24 protein-coding genes are annotated in these 22,866 nt (G+C 66.5%); 13 read left to right on the plus strand and 11 right to left on the minus strand.

The window, feature by feature from the left end; genetic code table 11:
• Positions 1 to 140 precede the first annotated feature (140 nt).
• Entirely contained in the window at positions 141 to 728 is a 588-nt protein-coding gene (locus tag RJT68_RS09425; RefSeq protein ID WP_407040102.1) for a response regulator transcription factor, read from the minus strand.
• Between the two features lie 206 nt (positions 729 to 934).
• On the minus strand, positions 935 to 3,208 hold the full coding sequence (gene purL, locus RJT68_RS09430; RefSeq protein ID WP_407040103.1) for a phosphoribosylformylglycinamidine synthase subunit PurL: 2,274 nt from the start codon (positions 3,206 to 3,208) through the stop codon (positions 935 to 937).
• Positions 3,209 to 3,371: 163 nt separating this feature from the next.
• On the opposite strand from purL, the gene RJT68_RS09435 reads away from it, so the two are divergent.
• Both RJT68_RS09435 and RJT68_RS09440 read left to right on the plus strand, forming a co-directional pair.
• Complete coding sequence (locus tag RJT68_RS09435) at positions 3,372 to 4,058, plus strand: PHP domain-containing protein (RefSeq protein ID WP_407040104.1); 687 nt, start codon at positions 3,372 to 3,374, stop codon at positions 4,056 to 4,058.
• On the plus strand, positions 4,055 to 5,218 hold the full coding sequence (locus RJT68_RS09440) for an asparagine synthase C-terminal domain-containing protein (protein ID WP_407040105.1): 1,164 nt from the start codon (positions 4,055 to 4,057) through the stop codon (positions 5,216 to 5,218). Before RJT68_RS09435 ends, RJT68_RS09440 begins: the two co-directional genes overlap by 4 nt.
• A gap of 199 nt (positions 5,219 to 5,417) precedes the next feature.
• Here the strand turns inward: RJT68_RS09440 and RJT68_RS09445 are convergent, their stop codons facing one another.
• From RJT68_RS09445 to RJT68_RS09470, 6 genes are all read right to left on the minus strand, one after another.
• Positions 5,418 to 6,506, minus strand: coding sequence for an Mrp/NBP35 family ATP-binding protein (locus RJT68_RS09445; RefSeq protein WP_407040106.1), 1,089 nt, complete (start codon positions 6,504 to 6,506; stop codon positions 5,418 to 5,420).
• Between the two features lie 106 nt (positions 6,507 to 6,612).
• On the minus strand, positions 6,613 to 6,891 hold the full coding sequence (locus tag RJT68_RS09450; protein WP_407040352.1) for a hypothetical protein: 279 nt from the start codon (positions 6,889 to 6,891) through the stop codon (positions 6,613 to 6,615).
• A gap of 19 nt (positions 6,892 to 6,910) precedes the next feature.
• Positions 6,911 to 8,281: an NrfD/PsrC family molybdoenzyme membrane anchor subunit gene (gene nrfD, locus RJT68_RS09455; RefSeq protein ID WP_407040107.1), complete on the minus strand. Its 1,371-nt coding sequence runs from the start codon at positions 8,279 to 8,281 to the stop codon at positions 6,911 to 6,913.
• Between the two features lie 211 nt (positions 8,282 to 8,492).
• A complete protein-coding gene (locus RJT68_RS09460; RefSeq protein ID WP_407040108.1) occupies positions 8,493 to 8,798 on the minus strand; it encodes a hypothetical protein in 306 nt (101 codons plus the stop codon).
• Positions 8,791 to 10,161, minus strand: a complete 1,371-nt coding sequence (gene nrfD, locus RJT68_RS09465; RefSeq protein ID WP_407040109.1) for an NrfD/PsrC family molybdoenzyme membrane anchor subunit — start codon at positions 10,159 to 10,161, stop codon at positions 8,791 to 8,793. Before nrfD (RJT68_RS09465) ends, RJT68_RS09460 begins: the two co-directional genes overlap by 8 nt.
• Positions 10,162 to 10,163: 2 nt before the next feature.
• Positions 10,164 to 11,522, minus strand: a complete 1,359-nt coding sequence (locus tag RJT68_RS09470; protein WP_407040110.1) for a 4Fe-4S ferredoxin N-terminal domain-containing protein — start codon at positions 11,520 to 11,522, stop codon at positions 10,164 to 10,166.
• Between the two features lie 469 nt (positions 11,523 to 11,991).
• Between RJT68_RS09470 and RJT68_RS09475 the strand changes: the two genes are divergently transcribed.
• Positions 11,992 to 12,315 carry a cupin domain-containing protein gene (locus RJT68_RS09475; RefSeq protein WP_407040111.1) on the plus strand — a complete coding sequence of 108 codons (324 nt, stop codon included), beginning with the start codon at positions 11,992 to 11,994 and terminating at the stop codon, positions 12,313 to 12,315.
• A gap of 39 nt (positions 12,316 to 12,354) precedes the next feature.
• Here the strand turns inward: RJT68_RS09475 and RJT68_RS09480 are convergent, their stop codons facing one another.
• Entirely contained in the window at positions 12,355 to 13,029 is a 675-nt protein-coding gene (locus RJT68_RS09480; protein WP_407040112.1) for a helix-turn-helix domain-containing protein, read from the minus strand.
• Positions 13,030 to 13,187: 158 nt separating this feature from the next.
• Between RJT68_RS09480 and RJT68_RS09485 the strand changes: the two genes are divergently transcribed.
• The 6 genes from RJT68_RS09485 (at position 13,188) to nirK (ending at position 17,423) form a co-directional block, all read left to right on the plus strand.
• Positions 13,188 to 13,412, plus strand: a complete 225-nt coding sequence (locus RJT68_RS09485) for a DUF2249 domain-containing protein (RefSeq protein WP_407040113.1) — start codon at positions 13,188 to 13,190, stop codon at positions 13,410 to 13,412.
• A 239-nt stretch (positions 13,413 to 13,651) separates the two neighbouring features.
• On the plus strand, positions 13,652 to 13,846 hold the full coding sequence (locus RJT68_RS09490) for a hypothetical protein (protein WP_407040114.1): 195 nt from the start codon (positions 13,652 to 13,654) through the stop codon (positions 13,844 to 13,846).
• A gap of 86 nt (positions 13,847 to 13,932) precedes the next feature.
• A complete protein-coding gene (locus RJT68_RS09495) occupies positions 13,933 to 14,166 on the plus strand; it encodes a DUF2249 domain-containing protein (protein WP_407040115.1) in 234 nt (77 codons plus the stop codon).
• A gap of 105 nt (positions 14,167 to 14,271) precedes the next feature.
• Positions 14,272 to 14,535 (plus strand): DUF2249 domain-containing protein, encoded by a 264-nt coding sequence (locus RJT68_RS09500; RefSeq protein WP_407040116.1) that lies wholly within the window; start codon positions 14,272 to 14,274, stop codon positions 14,533 to 14,535.
• A 180-nt stretch (positions 14,536 to 14,715) separates the two neighbouring features.
• Positions 14,716 to 16,158: a heme o synthase gene (gene cyoE / locus RJT68_RS09505; protein ID WP_407040117.1), complete on the plus strand. Its 1,443-nt coding sequence runs from the start codon at positions 14,716 to 14,718 to the stop codon at positions 16,156 to 16,158.
• Between the two features lie 158 nt (positions 16,159 to 16,316).
• Complete coding sequence (gene nirK / locus RJT68_RS09510) at positions 16,317 to 17,423, plus strand: copper-containing nitrite reductase (RefSeq protein ID WP_407040118.1); 1,107 nt, start codon at positions 16,317 to 16,319, stop codon at positions 17,421 to 17,423.
• A 124-nt stretch (positions 17,424 to 17,547) separates the two neighbouring features.
• Here nirK and RJT68_RS09515 read toward each other — a convergent pair whose 3' ends face one another.
• Together RJT68_RS09515 and RJT68_RS09520 are read right to left on the minus strand one after the other, a co-directional pair.
• Positions 17,548 to 17,763, minus strand: a complete 216-nt coding sequence (locus RJT68_RS09515; RefSeq protein ID WP_407040119.1) for a hypothetical protein — start codon at positions 17,761 to 17,763, stop codon at positions 17,548 to 17,550.
• A 333-nt stretch (positions 17,764 to 18,096) separates the two neighbouring features.
• Positions 18,097 to 19,092: a hypothetical protein gene (locus RJT68_RS09520; RefSeq protein ID WP_407040120.1), complete on the minus strand. Its 996-nt coding sequence runs from the start codon at positions 19,090 to 19,092 to the stop codon at positions 18,097 to 18,099.
• A gap of 403 nt (positions 19,093 to 19,495) precedes the next feature.
• Between RJT68_RS09520 and RJT68_RS09525 the strand changes: the two genes are divergently transcribed.
• From RJT68_RS09525 to RJT68_RS09540, 4 genes are read left to right on the plus strand one after another with little or no spacing between them, the layout of a single operon-like run.
• Positions 19,496 to 19,645, plus strand: a complete 150-nt coding sequence (locus tag RJT68_RS09525; RefSeq protein WP_407040121.1) for a hypothetical protein — start codon at positions 19,496 to 19,498, stop codon at positions 19,643 to 19,645.
• A gap of 4 nt (positions 19,646 to 19,649) precedes the next feature.
• Complete coding sequence (locus tag RJT68_RS09530) at positions 19,650 to 20,195, plus strand: cupredoxin domain-containing protein (protein WP_407040122.1); 546 nt, start codon at positions 19,650 to 19,652, stop codon at positions 20,193 to 20,195.
• Entirely contained in the window at positions 20,195 to 21,940 is a 1,746-nt protein-coding gene (locus RJT68_RS09535) for a cytochrome c oxidase subunit I (RefSeq protein ID WP_407040123.1), read from the plus strand. The genes RJT68_RS09530 and RJT68_RS09535 overlap by 1 nt, the downstream gene beginning before the upstream one ends.
• 36 nt (positions 21,941 to 21,976) lie before the next feature.
• A complete protein-coding gene (locus RJT68_RS09540; RefSeq protein ID WP_407040124.1) occupies positions 21,977 to 22,696 on the plus strand; it encodes a hypothetical protein in 720 nt (239 codons plus the stop codon).
• The last annotated feature ends 170 nt before the right edge of the window (positions 22,697 to 22,866 follow it).

Genomic DNA, 22,866 nt, shown 5'->3' on the forward strand with positions numbered 1-22,866 from the left:
GGCGTCGAGATCGGCGTCGGAATCGGGTTCTCCCTGTTTTGGTCGGCGAACGGACCGTCAGAATCGGAGACCTAACGGGGGGCACGGATCGGGCGCGTCCGCACCGAACACCGGGGGTACCGAGGGCGATTCGATCTCGCTCACTCCGTCAGAAGCGATTCGCGAGTGATGTCCTGACAGAGCTGTCGGTAGCTCTTCTGCTCGAGCAACTCGTCCATCGTCTCGTCGATCTGGACGCGGCGGACGGCGAGGCGATCCTCGAGTTCGGCGTACTCCTGGTTCGTTTTCAGCTCCGCGTCCGACTTCTGGGCGTCGAGCAGCGCCTTCTTCGAGGCGAGCGCGAAGAACTCGAGCAGCTGTTCGTCGTAGGTCGACCGCAGGACGAGTTGGTCGATCACCTCGAACAGTTCCGCCTTCGAGACGGGCTTGACGAGGTAGTCGTCGAACCCCATGCCGATGATGTCGAAGTCGGGTTCGACCGCGGTGACCATCGCCACCCGGCAGTCGAGGCAGCGCTCGCGAATCGTATCCAGCACCGTGTCACCCGACAGTCCCGGCATCCGGCGGTCCAGGAGGACGACGTCGATCTCCTCGTCGATCGCCTCGAGCGCCTGCTCGCCGTCGTAGGCGGTTTCGACGACGCACCGCTCCTCGAGCCAGGCGGCGTACAGGTTCGCCAGGTCGGGCTCGTCCTCGACGATCAGCACTGACGGGGGGTCGACGGTCATCGGGTAGTATCCTCCTTCCTCGCGGGGTACGGAGTTTCGTGCTACCGCTCGGCGCGAAAGTATATCAAGATGTCGGGTTAACAGTACGGCTTCCTCGCCCGAATGCCGACGAAGCCAGCGGAACCGTCGTTCCTCACCTGTGACTCGCGTTTCACCACCCGGCGAACGCGACGCGCGCCGAAAAGCGCCGCGCTCGACCGAACTCCTCACTCGAGTTCGCGCTCGATCGTTCGTCGCAAGTTCTCGATCGTCGCGGCTTCGAGTTCGATCGTCTCGGCGTGCGCGTCGCCCGCGAACGACAGGCGGAGCGATCCGTCGTCCGTCGCCGCGCCGAGGTCCGCGACGGGCGCGACGCCGTCGAACGCCTCCCGAACGCCCTCGGGGTCGGCGGTCTGAATCAGGGCGCGTCCGGGCTGTTCGTGGAAGAGGGTGCCCGTCGGATCGTCGGCGGGGAGCGAGACCTCGAGGCCCGCGTCCTCCGTGACCATCTCGGCCAGGGCGACGGCGAGGCCGCCGTGGCTGACGTCGTGGGTCGCGAGCGTGGCCTCGTCGTTCGCGACGGCCGCGAGCGTCTCGATCAGGTGCGCGGGATTTTCCGGCAGGGCGGGGAACCGATCGCTGCCGCCGAACAGAGCGAGGTACTCCGAACCCCCGAGGCGGAACTCGCCGGACTCGAGGGCGCGATCGCCGACGAGCAGGAGCGTCGCGTCGTGGTCCGGTTCGACCGACGGCGGCGGGGCGTCGTAGCCCGCCTTCGTCCCGACGAGCGCGAGCGTCGGCGTCGGCGGGATCGGCCCCGAGACGGAGTCGTTGTACAGCGAGACGTTGCCGCCGACGACCGGCGCTGAGAGTTCCGCGCACATCTCGGCCAGCCCGTCGACGATCCCTTTGAAACCGTCGTACACCTCGGGCTTCTCCGGATTCCCGCCGTTGAGGCAGTCGACGGCGGCCAGCGGCGTCGCCCCCTTGACCGCGAGGTTGGTCGCGTTCTCGAGGGCGACCGCCTTCGCACCCTCCTTCGGGGCCGCGCTCGTCCAGTTCGGCGCCGCGCCCGAGGAGATGGCCAGACCGACGCCGCACTCTCGAATCGCGACGATGGCGGCGTCGTCGCCCGGCGGGACGCTCGTGCGCACCCCGACCTCGTGGTCGTACTGGCGGTAGACCCACCGCTTCGAGGCGGTGTTCGGACTCGAGATCACCGTCTCGAGGGCCTCCTCGAGGTCCACGTCGGGCAGATCCGTCTCGGGTTCGGGCTGCGGTTCGGTCTCGAGGTCGTTCATCGGCGCGCCCTCGCCGAGGAAGTACGCGTCGACGTCGACGACGGTCTCGCGCTCTCGCGGCTCACGCTGCTCGCCGCTCGAGTCATCCGAGGCGCTTCGCGCCTCGCTCCCCTCGAACGTGCAGACGTAGTTGCCGTCGGTGACCTCGCCGATGACCGAACAGCCCAGGTCGAACCGCTCGGCGATCTCGCGGACCCGGTCGACGTTCTCCGGTTTCACCTCGTAGCACATCCGCTCTTGGGACTCCGCGAGCAGGATCTCGAGCGGGCTCATGTTCGGCTCGCGCTGGTGGACCCGCTCGAGTTCGATGCGTGCGCCGAGGGAACCCTTGGCGACCATCTCGCTCGAGGCGCCGCCGAGGCCCGCCGCGCCGAGGTCGCGGGCCGATTCGATCAGCCCCTCGTCGACGAGTTGCTCGTTGGCCTCGATGAGGAGCTTCTCGGCGTAGGGGTCGCCGACCTGGACCGCGGGGCGGTCCTCCGTCTCTGCGTCCTCCGCTAAGTCCTCGCTGGCGAAGCTGGCGCCGCCCAGTCCGTCGCGACCGGTGGCGTTGCCGACGAGGACCAGCTTGTTTCCGGGCTCCTGGGCTTCGGCGGTGACGAGGCGGTCCTCGGTGAGGAGGCCGACGCAGGCGACGTTCACCAGCGGGTTCCCCTCGTAGTCGGGGTGGAAGTCGACGCTGCCCGCCACGGTCGGAACGCCGATACAGTTGCCGTAGTGGCTGATCCCCTCGACGACGCCCTCGAAGAGGTACTTCGAGTGCTCGCGGTCGAACTCGCCGAAGTACAGCGAGTCGGCGAGCGCGATGGGATAGGCGCCCATCGACAGCGTGTCCCGGACGATACCGCCGACGCCCGTCGCCGCGCCGTCGAACGGGTCGACGTAGGAGGGGTGGTTGTGGCTCTCGATCCCCATCGTGATGTAGACGGTTTCGTCTGCGCGCCCGCTGGCGCGATCGGAGTCGGCGCCAGCCGACGAAGCGTCTCCGTTCTCGTTCGGAAGGGCGACGACCGCCGCGTCGTCCCCCGGTCCGACGACGACCCGCTCGCCCTCGCTCTCGAACGCCGACAGCAGGGGTCTCGAGGAGCGGTACGCGCAGTGTTCGCTCCAGAGGTTCTCGAACAGCGCCGCCTCGGCGGGCGTGGGCTCCCGCCCCAGCTCGGAGACGACGAGTTCGCGGTCCGAATCGGCAAGGCTCATTCACGTCAATGGTGGTCCGTGGGTCCTAAAGGGGTTTCTATGTGCACGGACGTGCACAAACCGGGTCGCGTCCGAGCGCTTCGACTTCAGCCGCCGACGGAGACGACCGGGCACCACGCCGCGTATCGGGGTATTTTTCTTCAGTCCGCGACAATTGTCACCCGTGCTGTCGGTCGAACTCCACGCCCACTCGTCGCTGTCGTACGACGGTCGCGACCCGGTCGAACTCATACTGGAACAGGCCAGCGCCGTCGGCCTCGACGCCATCGCGATCACCGATCACGACGAGATCGACGCGAGCCTCGAGGCCGCCGACCTCGCGCCCGAGTACGACCTCGTGGGCATCCCCGCGATGGAAATCTCGAGCAAGGCGGGCCACGTGCTGGGGATGGGCCTCGAGGAGGCCGTCCCGCCGGGACTTTCCTACGAGGAGACCGTAGACCGGATCCACGAGCAGGGCGGACTGGCCGTGATTCCCCACCCGTTTCAGGAGGCCCGCCACGGCGTGATGGCCCGGATCACGCGCGAGCAACTCGCCCTCGGGGACGCGATCGAGGTGTACAACTCGCGGCTGTTCACCGGCCGGGCGAACCGACAGGCCGAGCGGTTCGCCCGCCGGAACGGTCTGCCGATGACCGCCGGCAGCGACGCCCACATCAGCGAGATGGTCGGTCAGGCGGTCACGCGCGTCGACGCCGACGAGCGCTCCGTCGAGAGCGTCCTCGAGGCCATCTCCGAGGGCCGAACCTCGGTCGAGGGAAAGCGAACCCCCTGGCACATCAGCTTCCGCCAGTTCGGCGGCGGCGTCACGCGCCGGATCAGGGGACACCTCACGGGGTTGTTTCGATGACCGTCGAGGTTTCGTCCGACCTCCGCGGCGCCGATCCGGAGACGGTCCGGGCGGCGATCGAGTGCCGCGATCCGCTCCCCGGAACGAGCGGCTTCGCCGGCTTCCTCGACGGTCGCCTCGTCCGCGACGTGCTCGGTCGAGAACCGCTGTACGTCGAGGCCGACGCGGTAGCCGTCGACGAAGCCGGCGGCCTGCCCCCGGAGACGTGGGCGTTCGAACCGACGCGACTCGAGGACCCCGAACTCGTCCCGGCGGGGTGTGCGATCGACGCGTCGGGAGCCCAGCGGCTCTGGTCGCTTCCGGAACCCGACGCCGCGGAACCGTCGGAATCCGACGGATCGTGCGAGGAGGCGGATCGAAGCGCCCTCCTCGAGGATCTCGAACGGGGTATCGAGAGCGCGATCGCGGACGCGCGGTCCGCCCACGACGACGTGGCGGTGGCGTTCTCCGGCGGCGTCGACTCCGCGATCGTCGGCGAACTCCTCGACGCGCCGCTGTACGTCGTCGGCTTTCCGGGGAGCGCCGACGTCGAAGCCGCCCGCGAGGCGGCCGAGGCGATGGGTCGGGCGGACGACCTCACCGTCGTCACCCTCGATCTCGATGCCCTCGAGCGGGCGGTCCCGACGGTCGCCCGCGCCATCGGGCGGACGAACGCGATGGACGTCGGAATCGCCCTCCCGCTGTACCTCGTCGCCGAACGCGCCGCCGCGGACGGCCGAGACGCGCTCGCCATCGGTCAGGGGGCGGACGAACTGTTCGGGGGCTACGAGAAGGTCGTCCACCTGGACCACCGCGTGGAGGCCGACTCGGTTCGCGGCGCCGTCCGCGAGCAGATCGAAACCCTCCCCGAGCAACTTCCGCGGGACGTGCTCGCGATCCGCGCGGCCGGCGTCGAACCGGTCGCCCCCTTCCTCCACGACGCCGTCGTCGACCCGGCGCTCCGACTGCCGAGCGACCTGCTCGCCGACGAGGCGGAGCGAAAACGGGCCCTGCGACGGATCGCGAGCGCCCACCTCCCCGAGTCGGTCGCCGGCAGGGAGAAGAAGGCCGTCCAGTACGGCAGCCTGGTCGCTCGAGAGCTCGATCGGCTGGCGAGGCGGGCCGGCTACAAGCGCCGGATCGGCGATCACGTCACGAAGTACGTCGAATCGCGTCTCTGAGCCGATCGCTCACGACCGTCGCCGATTTTCCGCCGTCGAAAGCTCGCGGTGACTAGAGGGCAGGTCCCGAAAATAGCCGTGAGAAATCGACTCGCGCTCGAGCCGAGGGTGACCGCCGAGGGAGGACGTCGAAACTCGCGGGGTCGGATCCGAAACTCGATGCGGGCAGTCAAGACAGTCGGCGCGTCCGAAACGGTCGTCAGTTGTCCGACTCGGTCGGGACCGCCACGGCCTCGTCGCCGACGTTCGCGGCCACCGTGCGGCGGTTGATCTCGCTGATCCGGTCGGCGGCGATCTCGACGAGGTCGTCGATCACCGGTTTGACCGGGCTGTCGTCGTCCTTCGCGACCGGGCCGTCGCTGCCGTCGGCGCCGAAGTCGGAGTGCAGCGGAATGCGCTTGATCAGGGGAACGTCGAAGTCCTCGACGATCCCGTCCGCGCCGTGGTCGCCGAAGAGGTCGTGCTCGTCGCCGCAGGACGGACAGAGGAACGTGCTCATGTTCTCGACGACGCCGATCAGCGGCGTGTCGTGGCGGTTGAACATCTTGATCCCCTTCCGGGTGTCGTCGAGCGCCATGTCCTGGGGCGTCGTGACGACGATCGCGCCCGTGACGGGCATCGTCTGGAGGAGGTTCAGCGAGGCGTCGCCGGTCCCCGGCGGAAGGTCGACGATGAGGTAGTCGAGGCGGCCCCACTCGACGTCGTCCATGAACTTCATCATGAACTTGTTGACCATCGGGCCGCGGAGCATCGCCGGATCGTCCTCGTTCTGGAGCATGATCCCCATACTCATGACGCGGACGCCGTCGGAGCGCGGGGGGACCAGCGTTTCCTCGGGCGTCACGCCCGGGTCGCCCTCGACGGGGAGGATGCGCGGGACGTTGGGGCCGTGAATGTCGGCGTCGAGGAGGCCGACCGTTGCACCGCGGGCTTCGAGGCCGGCGGCGAGGTTCGCGGCGACCGTCGTCTTCCCGACGCCGCCCTTCCCGGAGGAGACGGCGATGATGTTCCGGACGTTCGGGAGGACGTCGTCGTCGAACCCGTGTTCGGGGCCGACGCTGGCCCGGAGGTCCGGTTCGAGTCCGGCGCCCTCGACGACGTCGCGGATCGCGTTGCCGAGATCCAACTCCCGGGGCGCGTACGGCGCGTTGAACGCGAGCGAGATGGTCGCGGTCTCGTCCTCGATCGTGACGTCGTTGACGAGGCCGAGCGTGACGATGTCCTCGCCGAGTTCCGGATCCTCGACCGTCTCGAGTTCGATCTCGAGTTCGTGTTCTGTAATACTCATGGTGAACGTGCGTTACTCGTCAGTCAGGGCTCCGAACGGGATACATGTGGTGGTTCGAGAATCGGTTCGTGGGCGGTCGAGCGGCCGCTGATCGACCGCCGACAATTCACTTCCCGGGAATCTCGCCGAAGAAGACCAGGCCCAGGAGGACCGTCAGGATGAGCATCGATCCCCACATGCTCACGATGATGCCGACGAGGTAGGTTACCCCGAGCAGGCCCGTGTTCTTGTCCCGCGGCCTGCCGAGGAACCACGCGATCACCATGACGTACGGGGGCAACAGGATGACCCCGAAGATCAGGAACGTCCCCACGTTGGGCGCGCCCGTCCAGTCTTCGGTCCCCTCGTAGCCGTGGTAGAGCAGTTCGTTCGCGTACAGCGCGATCGAGACGAGCGTCGTGGTGTTAATCGTCGGTCACCTCCGATCCGGTCGTGGGCTCTTCGGCCCGCCGCGGCCCTGGACCGTGGCCTTCGCGCATGTGTTCGACCGCGTGCAGTTCGACCACGGGGATCACCTTCGCGACGACGAGGAACATCAGCGTCACCATTCCGACCGTGCCGAGGATCGAGGAGAATTCGATGAGGCTCGGGACGTACACCCCGGGGATCGCCCGGTAGATGTCGAACATCGGGTGCTCGAGGCCCTCGACGACGAACAGCGTCTTCTCGGTCATCGTCGAGAGCAACACCAGGAAGCTTATCGCGAGCGCGCGTTTCTTCGAGAACAGCGACGGTCGGATCGTTTGTGCGAAGATGTACGCGAGCACGCCGGTGACCGTTCCGATCGGGATGAGGTAGAACGGGTTCGACACCTTCGCCTCGGTCGCGTGCGTCTTCGTGACCGAATTGAGGAACGAGCCGTCGATCACCTGGTGGAGTTGCAGCCAGACGAACAACAGGCTGAAGAAGCCCAGCCAGAGGGTGAGGCCGCGGAATACGTCGTCGGTGATGATGTGGTCCCAGTCGTACGCCCAGCGGAAGGCATAGGAGAGGATGATCACGCCGCTGATGGCCGACGTGAGGGCGATAGTCAGGAACTGTGGGCCCTGGATCGCCCCGGCCCAGGCGGGCATGGTGGGGATCAGCGAGAAGAGCCACGGGATGACGCCGCCGTGGAGCAACAGCGGGGCCATGATGATGATCGCCAGCGCAATCCACCACACCATCCGCTCGACGACCTCGTTTTCCTTCTCGGTGTAGCCGATCGTCATGACCTTGTAGATCGGCTCGAGCCGATCCGGTAGCTGGTCCCGTAGGTGGGTGACGTCGTACCTGATGGTCAGCGAGAGGTAGGTCGCCGTCAGGACGAAGTAGGCGGTGATGACGGTGACGTCCCACACCAGCGGCGAGTTGTTCACCGTGATGTGGTAGTGGCCGGCCACGCTCGTGACCATCCGATCCGGTCGACCCAGGTGGACGATGATGAAGAAGCCGGCCGCGGAGAGGCCGCCGATCGTGAGCAGTTCCGCGAGGCGCGCCACCGGCATGTACCGATCCATGCCGAGGAGTCGGACTGCCGCCGAGAGGATGATCCCCCCGTGAGCGATGCCGACCCACCAGATGAACAGGCCGATGTAGACGCCCCACGTCGAGCCGCCACCGCTCCCCCAGTCGCCGAGGCCGGTGACGATCATCCCCTCCCACAACTGGTACCCCCAGCCGACGAGGAAGATCCCGAGCGCCAGGGCCGCCGCCCCGAACAGGAGGTAGAACTTCTTCGACGTCTGGTGAAGGGGTCGAAGAATGTCCTCCTCGGTTGGCAACTTCGTGCTCATTGCGTATACAGTCCGAAGCGACCTCCATCAAGGACCCCCTTGCAATCGTCGGCGAACGTCGTTCGCCCGCTCTCGGATCTCGTTCGCCCGCTCTCGCCGTCGAGAGACGCGTGACGGTGGCGCTCCTCGAGTGGAGTGAACCGAACGCGGCCGCTCGACGGCTCGTTCGAGGCTCCTTCGACGCGAAAAATGTCGAGGTCGGTTCGGTACGCTACTGTCCCGGGAGACCGCCGAAGAAGACCAGGCCCAGGATGATCGTCAGGATGAGCATCGATCCCCACATGCTCGTCGTGATGCCGACGAGGTAACTCACGCCGAGCAGGCCGGTCTTGTTGTCCTTGGGGCGGCCCAGGAACCACGCGACCACCATGACGTAGACGGGCATCAGGATGACCACGAAGATCAGGAACGTTCCCAGCTGGGGGAAGCCGGTCCATCCTTCCGACCCGCCGTAGTTGTGGTACAGCAGTTCGGGTCCGAGCGCTGCCAGCGTCGAGAGGGATGCGATGTTAATCATGGGACACCTCCGGTTTGGTGGCGGATTCGCGGGTCGATTCGTGGCCGGGGCCGTGGCCCTCCTGCATGTGTTCGACCGCGTGCAGTTCGACCACGGGGATCACCTTCGCGACGACGAGGAACATCAACGTCACGAGGCCGACCGTGCCGAGGATCGAGGAGAATTCGATGAGGCTCGGGACGTACACCCCGGGGACGGCCTCGTACATGGAGAACTCCGGGTGCAAGAGGCCTTCGACGACGAAGAACGTCTTCTCGACCAGCGTCGAGCCCAACACCAGGAAGCTGATGGCTATCGCGCGCTTCTTCGAGAACAGCGACGGTCGGATCGCCTGGGCGAAGATGTACGCCAGCACGCCGGTGACGGTCGCGATCGGGATGAGGTAGAACGGGTTCGACACCTTCGCCTCGGTCGCGTGCGTCTTCGAGGCCGTGGCGAGGAACGAGCCGTCGATCACCTGGTGAAGCTGCAGCCAGATGAACAGCAGGCTGAAGAAGCCCAGCCAGAGGGTGAGGCCGCGGAAGACGTCGTCGGTGATGATGTGATCCCAGTCGTACGCCCAGCGGAAGGCGTACGAGAGGATGATCACGCCGCTGATGGCCGACGTGAGGGCGATGGTGAGGAACTGGGGCCCCTGGATCGCCCCGGCCCAGGCGGGCATGGTGGGGATCAGCGAGAAGAGCCACGGGATGACGCCACCGTGGAGCAACAGCGGGGCCATGATGATGATCGCCAGCGCGATCCACCAGACCATCCGCTCTATGACCTCGTCTTCCTTCTCGGTGTAGCCGATCGTCATGAACTTGTAGAACGGCTCGAACCGGTCGGGAAGTTCGTCACGAAGCCGCGTGATGTCGTATCTGATGGTCAGCGAGAGGTAGGTCGCCGTCAGCACGAAGTAGGCGGTGATGACGGTAACGTCCCACACCAGCGGCGAGTTGTTCACCGTGATGTGGTAGTGACCGAGCACGCTCGTGACCATGCGGTCGGGCCGGCCCATGTGGACGATAATGTAGAAACCGGCCGCGGAGAGGCCGCCGATCGTGAGCAGTTCCGCGAGGCGCGCCACCGGCATGTATCGGTCCATGCCGAGGAGTCGGACCGCGGCCGAGAGGATGATCCCCCCGTGAGCGATGCCGACCCACCAGATGAACGCGCCGATGTAGACGCCCCACGGGGAACCGCCGCTGCTCCCCCAGTCGCTGAGGCCGGTGACGATCATGCCCTCCGACAGCTGGTACATCCAGCCGACGAGGAAGATCCCGAGCGCCAGGGCCGCCGCCCCGAACAGGATGAAGTACTTCTTCGACGTGTTCTGGATGGGACGGAGGATGTCCGCTTCGGTTGGTAACTTCGTACTCATGGTCAGGCACCTCCGACGGTTCCCTCGTCGAGCACTTCCTTGCGGTTGTCGACGAGGTCCCACTCGTACGTTTTGTTCTCACCCTCGTACTCGGCCGTGAGGTCCTCGTAAGCCGTCGGACCGTCGACCTGTTCGGCTTCAGCGCCGGGCTCGTCGCCGATGTAGATCACGTTCGGGCCCGTTCCGATGTGCTCGAGCAGCCTGAACGTCGAGAGGTTGCCCTCTGCGGTCGAACTCTCGGCGTAATCTTCTCCGTCCAGACCGTCGACGTCGTTACCGTCTTCTCGAGCTTGCTCTCTGCGCGCGTCGAGGTAGCGGTTCGGCTTGCTCTCGGGGTCGTTGAGATCGCCGAAGTGGATGACGTTCATCCCCATATCCGCGCACGCCTCCTCGCAGGCGGTCGTGGCGACCATGTCGTCGCCCATCTGACCGTCCTGTCGGGAGGGGCACATCGTACACTTGCTCATGACGCCGCGCGGGGCGCGGCTGTCGAGGCGTCGTTCTCCCGACTCTTCGCTCTCTTCGACGTAGATGTGGTCGTCGGGGATATCCTCTTCCGGAATGTCCGGGTCGTCCCAGGCGAAGTAGTTGACGCCGTAGGGGCAGGCGACCATGCAGTACCGACAGCCGATACAGACGTCGTAGTCGGTCAGGACGAGGCCGTCTTTGTTCCGCGTGTGTCGGGCCGTCGTCGGACACACCTTCTCACACGGCGCGTCCGTACAGTGCTGGCACGGCCGCACGAGTAAGTTGTACTCGCCGACCGAGGGGTCCTCGGGCGTTTCGGTGTTCTCGTCCTCCCAGGCCATGACGTACATCCAGTTGACGCCCGGGTCGAGACCGTTCTCTTCGGCACACCCCTGAACGCACGAGAGACAGCCGTCGCAGCGCTCGAGGTCGATGGCCATCCCCCACTGGGTGCCCTCGTCCTCTTCGGATTCGGCCGCGGCGCCGACGTCCGGCTGTGAGTCGTCGGTGGCGGCCCAGCCGCCGAGTCCGAGCGCGGCGCCGGCGACGCCCATCTTTTTCATCACTTCGCGGCGGTCCATCTCGCCGTCGCCGTCGAAGTTCTTCAGCGCGTCGACGAGTCCGCCTTCGTCCTCCTCGAGTTCCTCGAGCGCCGCCGCCGTCGGTCGGTCGTCGACCCCGAACTCGTCGAGAACGTCCTCGTGGTACTTCGCGTGGAACTCGGCCTCGGAGAGTTCGCCCGCGGTGACTCGCATCGCGTCGCGAGCCATGTCGATTCCGAGTTGCGTGTCGTACTCGGTCTCGTCGAGCATCCCCTCGAGTTCCGACTCCCACTCCTCGCCGAGCGGGTGGAACGATCCCTCGTCCGGGAAGAGTTCGTCGTCCGCACTCATCCGGTTAGAACACCTCCCCGGTTCGACGTGGCGGAGCGACGTGTCACCACGTAATTGAATACAGTCATCTGTGGAACCTCTACCCCCGATTCACCACTAGACGAGTTTGAAGACTGCAGGCGATTTCCAACCCGTGAGAATTGAACCGATCATGTTCGCATATTCATTTAGCGTCGTCGCCCGACGCGAACGACTGCACCGGCACAAACGGCCGCTTTCCACCGCGGTAGCGGCCGAATATCGAAATGTTCATAGCAGATGCTCCTACCGCGATACCGAATAGCACCGTACGGACGGTTCGCGCGCGGCCGGCGCACTCCTCGATCACGGAATGACGACGGCGAGGGCGACTCGCACCGGGGTTTTCCCTCGAGCACTAGATCGCAATCGTCGACGGCGAAATCCAACCCGTTCTCCCGAACCGGTTCGGGCAAACGTCCTCCCAGCGACGCGGTCGACGTTCGGTCGTATGACGACTCCATCATCCGAACGCGTGTCGACCGAGCAACAGGACCTGGCGTCGGTCGACGGTCGCCCCCACGCTCGCCTGTTCGACGAACCGCCGACGGTGAAACTGTCGCTCGAGGCCGGCGACGCCGTCGCACCGCACCAGCACCCGGATCGGGTGGTCGTCCTGCACGTTCTCGAGGGACGACTCTCCGTGACGCTCGGCGAGGACGAACGGGAGGTGCGGGCGGGCGAGGTCGTTCGGTTCGACGGAGCCCAAGACATCTCGCCGGAGGCGCTCGAGACGACGACGGCGCTGCTGGTGCTGGCGTCTCGAGAGGGGTGAACGGACCACCCGACGCGTTATCGCTCACGGCCTTCTCGCTCAGTCGCTCGCGAGTTGCTCCTCGAGCGGCTTTTCGTCGTCGAGTCCGGGAACGTCCTCGACGAACCGCTTGATGATCGCCTCCTCGGCGCGGTGGAGTGTTTCACTGCAGGTCGACTTCGCGATGCCGAGGTGCTCGGCGAGTTCCGTGAGGGAGCTCCGCCGGGGCGTGTCGTAGTACCCCTGCTCGACGGCCGCCACCACGACCTCGAGTTGGCGGTCAGAGAGCAACTGGCTCTCGTGGAGGCGCTCGCGGACGTGCTCGATCCGATACTGGAGCCCGAAGTTGGTGAGCTGCTCGGCGAGTTCGGCCAGGCGCTCGCGCGAGCCGGTCACCTCGATGGTCGCCTCGCCGTCGCGGATCTCGACGGGGAGTTCGATCGGCATCCCGGAATCCCGAGAGGAGAACATGAGCAGGGGCGCCGTCGTTTCGAAGTGAACCGTCGCCTCGTTGTCGCTCCACTGGGCGAGCGTGATCTCCGTCAGCTGGGGGTGGTCGTTCATGTCCTCGATCACGGCGGCCACGTCGGGGCCGGTGATCCTGACGAGGGCGAACCCCGATTTAGCGCCGGGAACGGCGGCGAGGACCCTGAACGTCGCGTCGGGGTGAGCGGTGGAGATCTGCTGGATCCACACCTGCTCCGGCATCGTGACGGTGAGTGTAGCCTGGGCCATACGAACACGTTCTGGTCGGGAATATATGCCCGTGGCCACGAATATGTTCGCCTCGTTCCCACCCGGTGGGAAGACCACCGCCGGCACCGCGGTGCACTCGAGCGGAGCGAACCCGTTCGGCCGAATAGCCAACCCTCCAAGCGTCGAACGGCGAACCGATGGCAACCACGCGACCCGACAAGACGCTCGACGTCCGCGACATCGACGGTCCGCCGTTCGAAGACATCATGGCAGCCCTCTCGTCGCTCGAGTCCGACGAGCGGCTCCGCCTCGTCGCGCCCTTCGAGCCCAAACCCCTGTACGAGGTGCTCGAGGCCCGCGGATTCGCCTTCGAGAGCGAGCAGCGCGACGACGTGTGGCACGTCCACATCGAGAGGGCGTGAGGGGATCGACGATCCGGCGAACGAGCACCGTACGACGGCAGGCGAAGCGACGGGAGACGAGCCGGATGAAACGAAACGGGTTGGGATGGAATACGGTGAGAATTGTGGATCGATAGGGCGGGATGGGATGAATTAGCGTACAACGGGATTCCCGGCCGGGAATGATCCTCCCGCTCGCCCCATTCGATCCCGGTGCGACCGATCCGAACCCATTTGTTGTAAGTTGATCCACATTATGTATGACGTCCCTGGACGCCCTCCGAAATCGATCGCTTCTGTGCGCACTCCTCGTCGCGATTCTCGCCCTCCAGAGCGTCACTCGGGTGGCGTCGTACGACGGCGCCGCGTGGGCCCGGGTGGGGGGATACGCCGCAGTCGCATTCATCCTCGAGCGGTTCGTCGTCCCCGAACGGCTCCGCGCCGCGACGGCCTGAACGAGCGAGGATTTTGGCCCGTCGCCGCACCCGCCGAACGTGTTCGGACGAATAGGCAAGCGGGCGGGGCCCCGACGATAGCTCGTATGACGACACTCGACGTCAGAGAAATTCCGCCCGTAAACAGACACCCCACGATCCACGACGCGTTCGACGAACTCGAGCCCGGCGAGACGCTGACGATCGTCAACGATCACGAGCCGAAGCCGCTGTTCTACGAGTTCCAGGCCGAGGTTGAGAGCTTCGACGTCGACGGGTACGAGGTCGAACGGGTCGAACCCCAGAAGTTCGTCGCGAAGTTCCCGAAGCGCGAGGAGTGAACCGACGAGGGGGTCGTCGTCCTCGCCGACCCGACCCGACGCACTCCCCCAGATCCGAACACGTCCGGGAGGAGAGATAGGCGACCGCCGACCCAACGCGTACCCATGCAGACTCCCACCTCCGCGATCGAGCGAACTGCCGCTCCCAGGGATCGACCGACCGAGACGCTCGACGTCCGGTCGCTCGGACCGCCGGAGCCGCTGCAGCGCACCCTCGAGCGGCTCGTCGACCTGCCCGACGAGACGGTGCTCGTCCAGCGCAACGACCGCGCACCGCAGTTCCTCTACCCGAAACTCGATGATCGCGGTTACGCGTACGAGACGGTCGAACTCGACGAGGAGGTCGTGACCGTCATCTGGCTCGAGTAGGGTCGCACGAATCGAGCCGTCGGCGACGCTCGAACGAGAACTACCACCGGGGCGGGGGACCCCGCCACAGCTACTCCCCACCACGAGCGCGATTGCAGTCGAACGATGATCGACGAACGGAGCACCGGATGACCGACGAACGGAGTACAGACGGATGACTGACGAACGGGGTACAGACGGATGATCGACGAACGCGAGCGACGGCGGTTCGCGGACCTGCTCGCGACGACCACCATCGCGGCCTACGTCCTCGTCGCCCTCGGGACCGCCGTCTCGACCACCGACGGCGCGGCGACGTGTGCGACGTGGCCGAGCTGTGCGACCGACGAAACGGTCGCCTCGCTCGCCGGTGGGACGCTCCTCTTCTGGGGACACCGCGCGGCGGCGCTCGTGACCGGGCTCCTCGTCATCGCGTCGGGGCTCGCCGTCCGCCGGGCTGACGTCGGCCGCCGCGTCGCCGGCCTCGTCGGCCTGGCGCTGCTCCTCTTTCCCGTACAGGTCGTTCTCGGAGCCGCCATCGTGGTCGGCGGCCCCGCAGCCCTGGACGGGGTCCACCTCGTCCTCGCGATGGTCATCTTCGCCTGTCTCCTCGCGGCGCTCGTCCGGACGCTCGAGGACGGCACGCGCGCCCGATCGATGCAAGAGGACCCGTTCGAACCGACTCCCCCCGTTTCGGACGCCGCCGACGTCGTCGACGGAGACGGTACCGGCGTCTCGGCCGAGCGATCGGACGGCCGCATCGCCCGCCTGGAGCGGACGGCGCGCGCTTACCTGACGCTCACCAAACCGCGGCTGATGTGGTTGCTCTGCCTCGTCGCGGTCGCCGGGATGGGGCTGGCGACGCTCACGGGGGCGACGCTCGAGCCGACGACCGTCGCCGCGACGCTGGCCGGCGGCGTCCTCGCGATCGGCGCGAGCGGGACGTTCAACCACGTCTACGAGCGCGACCGCGACCGACGGATGAACCGAACCGCGGACCGGCCGCTGGTCCACGACCTCGTACCGGCGCGGAACGCGCTGGCGTTCGGCGTCGCGCTCACCGTCGCGTCGATGGCCGTCCTCGTGGTCTGGACGAACGTCCTGGCGGCTGCGCTGACCCTCGCCGCGATCGTCTACTACGCCGCGCTCTATACGGTCGTGCTGAAACCCAACACGGCCTGGAACACGGTCCTCGGCGGGGGCGCGGGGGCGCTTCCCGCGGTGATCGGCTGGGCGGCGGTCACCGGCGACGTCGGAGTACCCGCGATCGCCCTCGCCGCGGTGATCTTCCTGTGGACGCCCGCTCACTTCTACAGCCTCGCGATCGCGTATCGTGAGGATTACGCGCGCGGGGGCTTCCCGATGTTCCCCGTCGTCGAGGGGGTGCTGGCCGCGCGCCGACACGTCGCCTTCTACCTGGGGGCGACGCTCCTCGCCGTGAGCGTCCTCGGCTGGCTGGCCGGCCTCGGCCTCGTCTACGCGACGACGTCGATCGCCCTCGGGGCCGTCTTCCTCCGCTCCGTCATCCGACAGTACCGCCGGCCGACCGACGAGGTCGCGCTGCGCTCGTTCTACGTCTCGAACTACTACCTGGGCGCGATCCTCGTCGCGATCGTCCTCGAGACGCTCGTGGTCGCCGGATAGCCGACCTCGAGCGACGATCGATTCCGTTCTCGCGATTGCGGCACCGTACGGGCACATAACTGCCCACGATATGCCGGTATCTAGCCGTCCGATTGCAACTTCCCGAGAATCATCGCTCTTATTGAACGTATGTTTGCCCTCTATCCGAGTGTAGGACGATGACCCGAAACACTGCACATCGACGACGGTTCCTCCAGACGGTCGGTGCGGCCGGCGCTGTCGCAGTCGCCGGTTGCGTCGGCGGTGACGAATCGGGCGGCGACACGAACGAGAATCGGAGCGACGAGAGCAGCGACGAAAGTAGCGAGGACGGCCTGCCGAAGGCGGAGACACTCGACGTCGACCGGATCGCGGCGGATCCGACCGACGTTCCCGATCCCGTCGATTGGTCGGAGCCACGCGAACACGACCTCACGTTCCGGACCGAGGAACTGACTGCCGAGGTCGAACCGGGCGTCACGTACGAATTCATGACGTACGAAGGACAGGTGCCCGGGCCGATGGTTCGCGTCCGCGAGGGTGACCGGGTGAACCTCACGTTCGAGGTGCCCGAAGACGCAAACGCGTTCCAGCACAACGTCGACTTCCACGCCGTCTACGGCCCAGGCGGGGCGGCGGTGGACACCACGCTCGACCCGGGCGACGACGCCGCCGAGGTCAGCTTCACGGCCGAGTACCCCGGCGTGTTCATCTACCACTGTGCGGTCCCGGACATGGACACGCACATCACCAGTGGGATGTTCGGCGCGATCCTCGTCGAGCCCGAGGAAGGGCTGCCCGAAGTCGATCGGGAGTTCTACCTCGGCCAGCACGAACTCTACACCGACGGCGAACCCGGCGAAGAGGGCCACCACTCCATAGACATCGACGCGATGAAGGCGGAAGACCCGACGTACGTCCTGTTCAACGGCGAGGCCGCCGCGTTCACCGAGGATGCCCGCGGCAGCCTCGACGCGGAGACGGGCGAGACCGCCCGCGTCTACTTCGCCAACGGCGGGCCGAACCTCACGAGTGCGTGGCACCCGATCGGCAACGTCTGGAGCCGTCTCTACCGCGACGGTGACCTCGAGAGCGAGCCAGCACGCAACGTCGAGACCACGCCGGTCGCCCCGGGCACGGTGACGGCGGGCGAGATGGAGTTCCCCGTCCCCGGCCCGGTCAAGATCGTCGATCACGCGCTCTCACGGGTGGTCCACCGGGGCGCAATCGCCGAGATCGACGTCGATGGCGAGGCGGATGAAGACGTCTACGACGGCGGCGAGTAGGGCGGTGAGGAGAGGCGCGGGCGGATCCGTCCCGCCCGCCACACTCGACGAGTATACCTGCGCAGAAAACCGATGGTCCATCGTTTGCTCGGGAAGATCCACCAGCTGTCGGAGAGATGGGCGGCTACGGTTCGGGCCACTCGGGCCACTCCGCCGGCGGGCGCAGGCCGCGCGGCAGGAGCGTGAACCGATAGACGCCGGGGTGGATCGTGATGTTGACCGTGTTGTGCTCGTCGTGAAGGATGTGGAACGTCGTCTCCCCGTGGACGGCCACGGGGACGGGCGTCGTCTCCACGTCCGGCGCGTAGCCGTCCTTGACCATCACGAAGTGGCTGTCCACGGGCAGGTTGACCTGTCGCGGCACGTCGATGGCGGCCTCCGCCTCGGCGGGCGTGTTGCGCGCGACCTCTATCGACGCACATTTCGCGCGCGGCGAGGTACCGTTCGAGCGTCCAGCGCACCTCTTCGCGCGCCCGGACGGTGGCGTCGCGCCTGTCGATCGTGGTGAAGTCGCGGAAGCGGAGATCCAGCTCATCGGCGTACGGAACGTCGGCCCACTGGTCGTACTGTGCGGCGGGGCCGCACGACAGGTCGAACAGGAGGTGGACGTGGGCGAGCAATTCCAACAGCGGATCTCGCACCCGGCGGTCGAGAGCGATGCCGCCCTCGTGCGTCACTCCGCGTCGAGAATGTCGGCGACGGGAACGTCGGTGCTCCGCCCGCGGACGTACCGCTCGGGTACGGTCACGCCGTCGAACGCCTCGTCGACCTCGCCGACGCGTTCGGCGCGCAGGTCGCCCTGTAGGCGGACGCACTCCCCGTCGTCGACCGCAAGTTCCGCCAGCGGGTTGAACGGGTCGATCTCGCCGTCGAAACTCATCACGTCCGACGTCGTGGTCTGCGTCGGCGAGAGGTTCGTCACGTCGATCACGTGCGCGAAGATGCCGACCGGCGTGTCGTCGTAACCGACGACGCACCCCCGGACGGGGTCGCCGTCGTTGCCGTCGACGAGGGGGCGCAGGACGGCGATCAGGCCGTCGTTGCACGGGACTTCGACGCCGTCATTGTCGCGGATGGTCGAGAGGTCGGTGCAGCCTGGCGATATGATCTCCTTGACGTTCGTCTCAAAGATCTCCGCGAGAAGGCCGAAGTAATCGTTCGCGGCGGCGTGCCCGACCAATTCGAGGTCGGCCCGCTCGAGGATTCGCGCGTGCGTCTCCTCGAACGCGTCGAGCACGGTGCGAATGTCGGCCTCTGAGAAGCGGGAACGGGACGGGTGGTCGGGTTGGTGGGACATGTACCGCCACTCGCCGAACGTCTCCGCCCACGCCCGCTCGGCGTCGTCGCAAAACGACCGGTAGTCGTCGGGCGCGTCGGTGATCGCGTTTCCCGTGATCGCCTCCCCCTTGTAGGAGTGGTTGACGATCTCGCGGCGGTCGGGCAGGACGAGCGCGCCGATGCCGTTGACTTCGAACTCGAACTCGTCCTGCTTGTCCGGGAGCGTCTGGTTCAGCGCGTGGCCGGGCGCCTGCTCGTACCGGGCTTTGTCGAGCGGCTCGACGACGAGCGAGCGGATACTCTCGGCGATGGTGTCGGCTCCCCGGTGGACGTCCGTGTACAGCCGGCAGTCGTCGGCGGTCGGATCAGAATCGGTGTCGATAGTCGACATCGGTGCGGTACTCCGTGTCGCACCTGGTCAACCCCCGGCGAACGTGATGGTGTCCACCGCGTCGGAGTCCGGCTGCTCCGGCTACGCCCCGATATGGTCGAGCGGGGTCAGCTCCTCGTCGTTGGTCTCCACGTAGATCGCGCCGGAGAGTTCGCCCTCGTACACGTCGAACTCCGAGGGCGTCTCCTCGAGTTCGTATTCTTCTGCGTGACGTCCGCGCTGCCGGCGGTAGCTTCGCGGGCGTCGGACAGCCGTTCGTCGCCCTCAACTGACCCGCCCCATACGGGGTCTTTTTTATCACAATCTGTCGCGGAAGGAAGGCGAAGCGACCGCGCCGCGTTCGGGGGAATATGTGCGGGAGAACGGCTATGCGGCTCTTAGAACGAGTGCCGATCGAACGGAGATGACTGGATCTCGAACGAGCGAACCGACACCGACGATGCAACGACTGTACGACCGAATCTGGTTGCTGGCTGCGGCGGCGCTGGCGTTCTTCGCGCTCTCGTACGTCGGGTGGGGCTGGATCGACGTGTTCTCGGTCCCGCTGGGGTGATTCGATGACTTCACCGATCAAGCCCCCGGACGGAAACTGGTGGAATCAACCCGTCGACAGGCGCGAATCGATCTGGCTCGGACTCGGCGCGGCCTGGTCGCTCATCCTGTTCGGCTGGATGAGCACCTGGACGCGCGTCGGCGACCAGAACCCGATCGGCGAGACGTTCCGCGTCGACGCCGACGAGTACCGGGAGAAGATGAGCGCCTACAAGGATGAGGCGACGGAGACCGACGACGGACTCGTCCCGCCGGGAACGGACGTCTACCTCAACGCGATGCGGTTCCAGTGGGACGGCGCGCCGGTCGTCCTCGAGGCGGGCACGGAGTACGACATCCACCTCAGCGCCCTCGACGTTCAGCACGGCTTCTCGCTGCGGCCCGAGGAGGCCCTCAGCCAGCAGATCAACCTGCAGGTGCTGCCGGGCTACGAGTGGGTCGTCCCGATGACGTTCGACGAACCCGACACGTACCACATCATCTGTAACGAGTTCTGCGGACAGGGACACCGGACCATGCACGGCACGATCGTGGTGGAGGAGGGAGACTGATGGCGCACAAACTCGACGTTCTCGGCCTGTTCGACAACGAGTACCGCGACGACGGCTTCCGGACCTGCTCCGTGACGGGGCTCGAGGTCCACCGCTCCGTCGACAATCACGTGAAGCTGTTCGGGCTCACGGCGGTCGTCGCCCTGTTGTACGGCGGGATCTTCGCGTTCACCGTCGCGATGACCCGCTGGGAGGCGATCGGGCTGCTCGAGCCCGACGCCTTCTACAAGCACCTCAGCGTGCACGCGTGGAACCTGCTGATCTTCTGGATGGTGTTCATGGAGGTCGCCATCCTCTACGTGGGCGGGCCGATGGTGCTCGGCAGGCGCTTACCGTTTCCGTCGGTCGCGAAGGCCGGTTGGCTCGTCATGGTCGCCGGCGCGGTGATAGTCAACTACGCCATCTGGACGACCGAAGCGCCGAACGAGGCGCCGCTGCTGACCGCCTACGTTCCGATGCCGATCTCGCCGCTGTTCTACGCGGGTGCGATCGTCTTCATCCTCGGCACCGTCGTCGCCGCGCTCCCGTTCTTCGCGACGATGTGGTTCGAGAAGCGCGAGCACCCCGACCGGACGCTACCGCTCGTGAGCTTCGCCGCCTTCGTCACGGCGATCATCGCCGTCGAGGCGCTGGTCGGCGGCCTCGTGGCGTTCGTCCCGACCCTGCTGTGGCGACTCGAGATGATCCAGTGGTGGGACGCGGCCTGGTACCGCCAGATGTACTGGATCATCGGTCACGGCACCCAGCAGATCAACCTCGTCGCGATGATCGCGGTCTGGTACTTCCTGACCCACGTCGTCGCCGGCGCGGAGGTCGTCAGCGAGAAAGTCTCGCGGACGGCGTTCATCCTCTACCTGTTCTTCATCAACCTCGGGGCGGCCCACCACCTGCTGTCCGATCCCGCGGTCTCGACCGGGTGGCGGCTCTGGAACACCTCCTACGCGTTCTACGGCGCGACGTTCGCGAGCCTGATCCACGCCTTCGCCATCCCGGCGGGGATCGAAGCCGGCCGGCGCAAGCGCGGCAAGGGCGGCGGCCTGTTCGGCTGGCTCACGTCCGCGCCGTGGTCGAACCCGGTGTTCTCCTCGACGATCTTCTCGATCATCCTCTTCGGCTTCCTCGGCGGGACCACCGGCGTCATGATGGGGCAGTTGCAGCTCAACATGACCTGGCACAACACGTTCGCGACGGTCGGCCACTTCCACGGCACGGTCGTCCTCGGGACCACAGTCGCGTTCATGGGCCTGGTCTTCTTCGTGATCCGGACGATGTTCATGCGCAAGTACGTCTCCGAGCGGCTCGCGTCGATCCAGCCGTTCTTCTACTCGGCCGCGATGGGCGTGGCCGTCCTGATGATGATGTACGTCGGCATCCTCTACGGCGTCCCGCGCCGAACCGCGGAGGTCGTCGAGAATATCCCGGGGACCGAGTTCAGCCTCTCGGCCGCGTCCCCGCTGTTCGCGATCTTCGGGGTCTTCGCGCTGCTGGCCATCGCCGGCGGCGTCCTCTTCGTCCTCGTGGCGGTCGGCTCGCTGCTCTTCGGCCACCGCGTCGAGAACGGGAGCGACAACGCAGACCTCGTGGCCGACGGCGGACTGGCGATGGCCGAGGATCCCGACGACCCCGTCCACGCCTACGAGATGCGCGGTACGTTCGTCATCTGTCTGGTCTTCCTCGCCGCGTTCGTGATCACCTACCTGTTGAACTGGTACCTGCTCACCCAGCTCTGGTCGATCGGCGCCTGATCGACCGGCCGACCGATTTCACGATTCCATCCACCCATGCCACACACCGACGCCGACGCGACCGCATCGCCGCTCGCTTTCACCAGACGAGTCCTCGGACGGGCCTGGCGAGACCTGCTGAGCGTTTACTACGCGAACACGCCGATCTGGCGACTGTTCAAGAGCGTCGGTCTGCTCTTTTTCGGCTTCTTCTGCTGGTCGGCGAGCAACCTCGTTCTCTCCTACGGGGTCGACTGGACGATCCTGGAGTACGTGCGGGCTTACGGATTCGTCCTGATCCTCTGGGGGCCGCTGACCCACGCCGTGATCGTCCCGCTCGTGATCCGGCTCCGGCGGACCGCGGAGGGCGGTCTCAGACGGACGATCGCACGCAACGGCTCGAAGATCAACCTCTCGATCTTCCTCGCGATCGTCCTCGTCCTCGGGACGGCGCCGATCTCGCCCATGATGCTCGACTTCCAGTCCGCGCTGGAGGACGATTCGGGCTCGGACGTCAACCCCGATCTCACGTGTACCCGATCCGATGGCACCGTAGGCTGCAACCTCTCGGAGTCGACCGGGATCCACACCGTCGTCGTGACGAGCGGCGACAGTGAGATCGCGCGAGCCGACGAGTCGCCGTTCGAGTTCACGTTCGAGGAGAGCGAACTCCAGAAATCCGCCGGGCAGAAGGAGTTCATCGTCGAACTGCGCGACGAGGACGGCGATACCCTGCGGCGGTACCGGCGGTACCTGTCGTCGGTCCCCGAAGAGTAGCCGTCGACCGCGCGCTCGGTCGGGGACCTCCCGTCGTTTCGCGATCGGAGAGCGCACCTGCCTATCGTAGCCGCCGACAGTCAGTGCCCACCTGCTCGCGACGCCGCGGCCAGTACCGGCGAGAGCAGCCAGTGCCGGCCGTTCTCCTGCGAGCAGCGTGTACCCCGTTT

The sequence above is a fragment of the Halovalidus salilacus genome, assembly GCF_031852275.1.
Taxonomy (GTDB): Archaea; Halobacteriota; Halobacteria; order Halobacteriales; family Natrialbaceae; genus Halovalidus; species Halovalidus salilacus.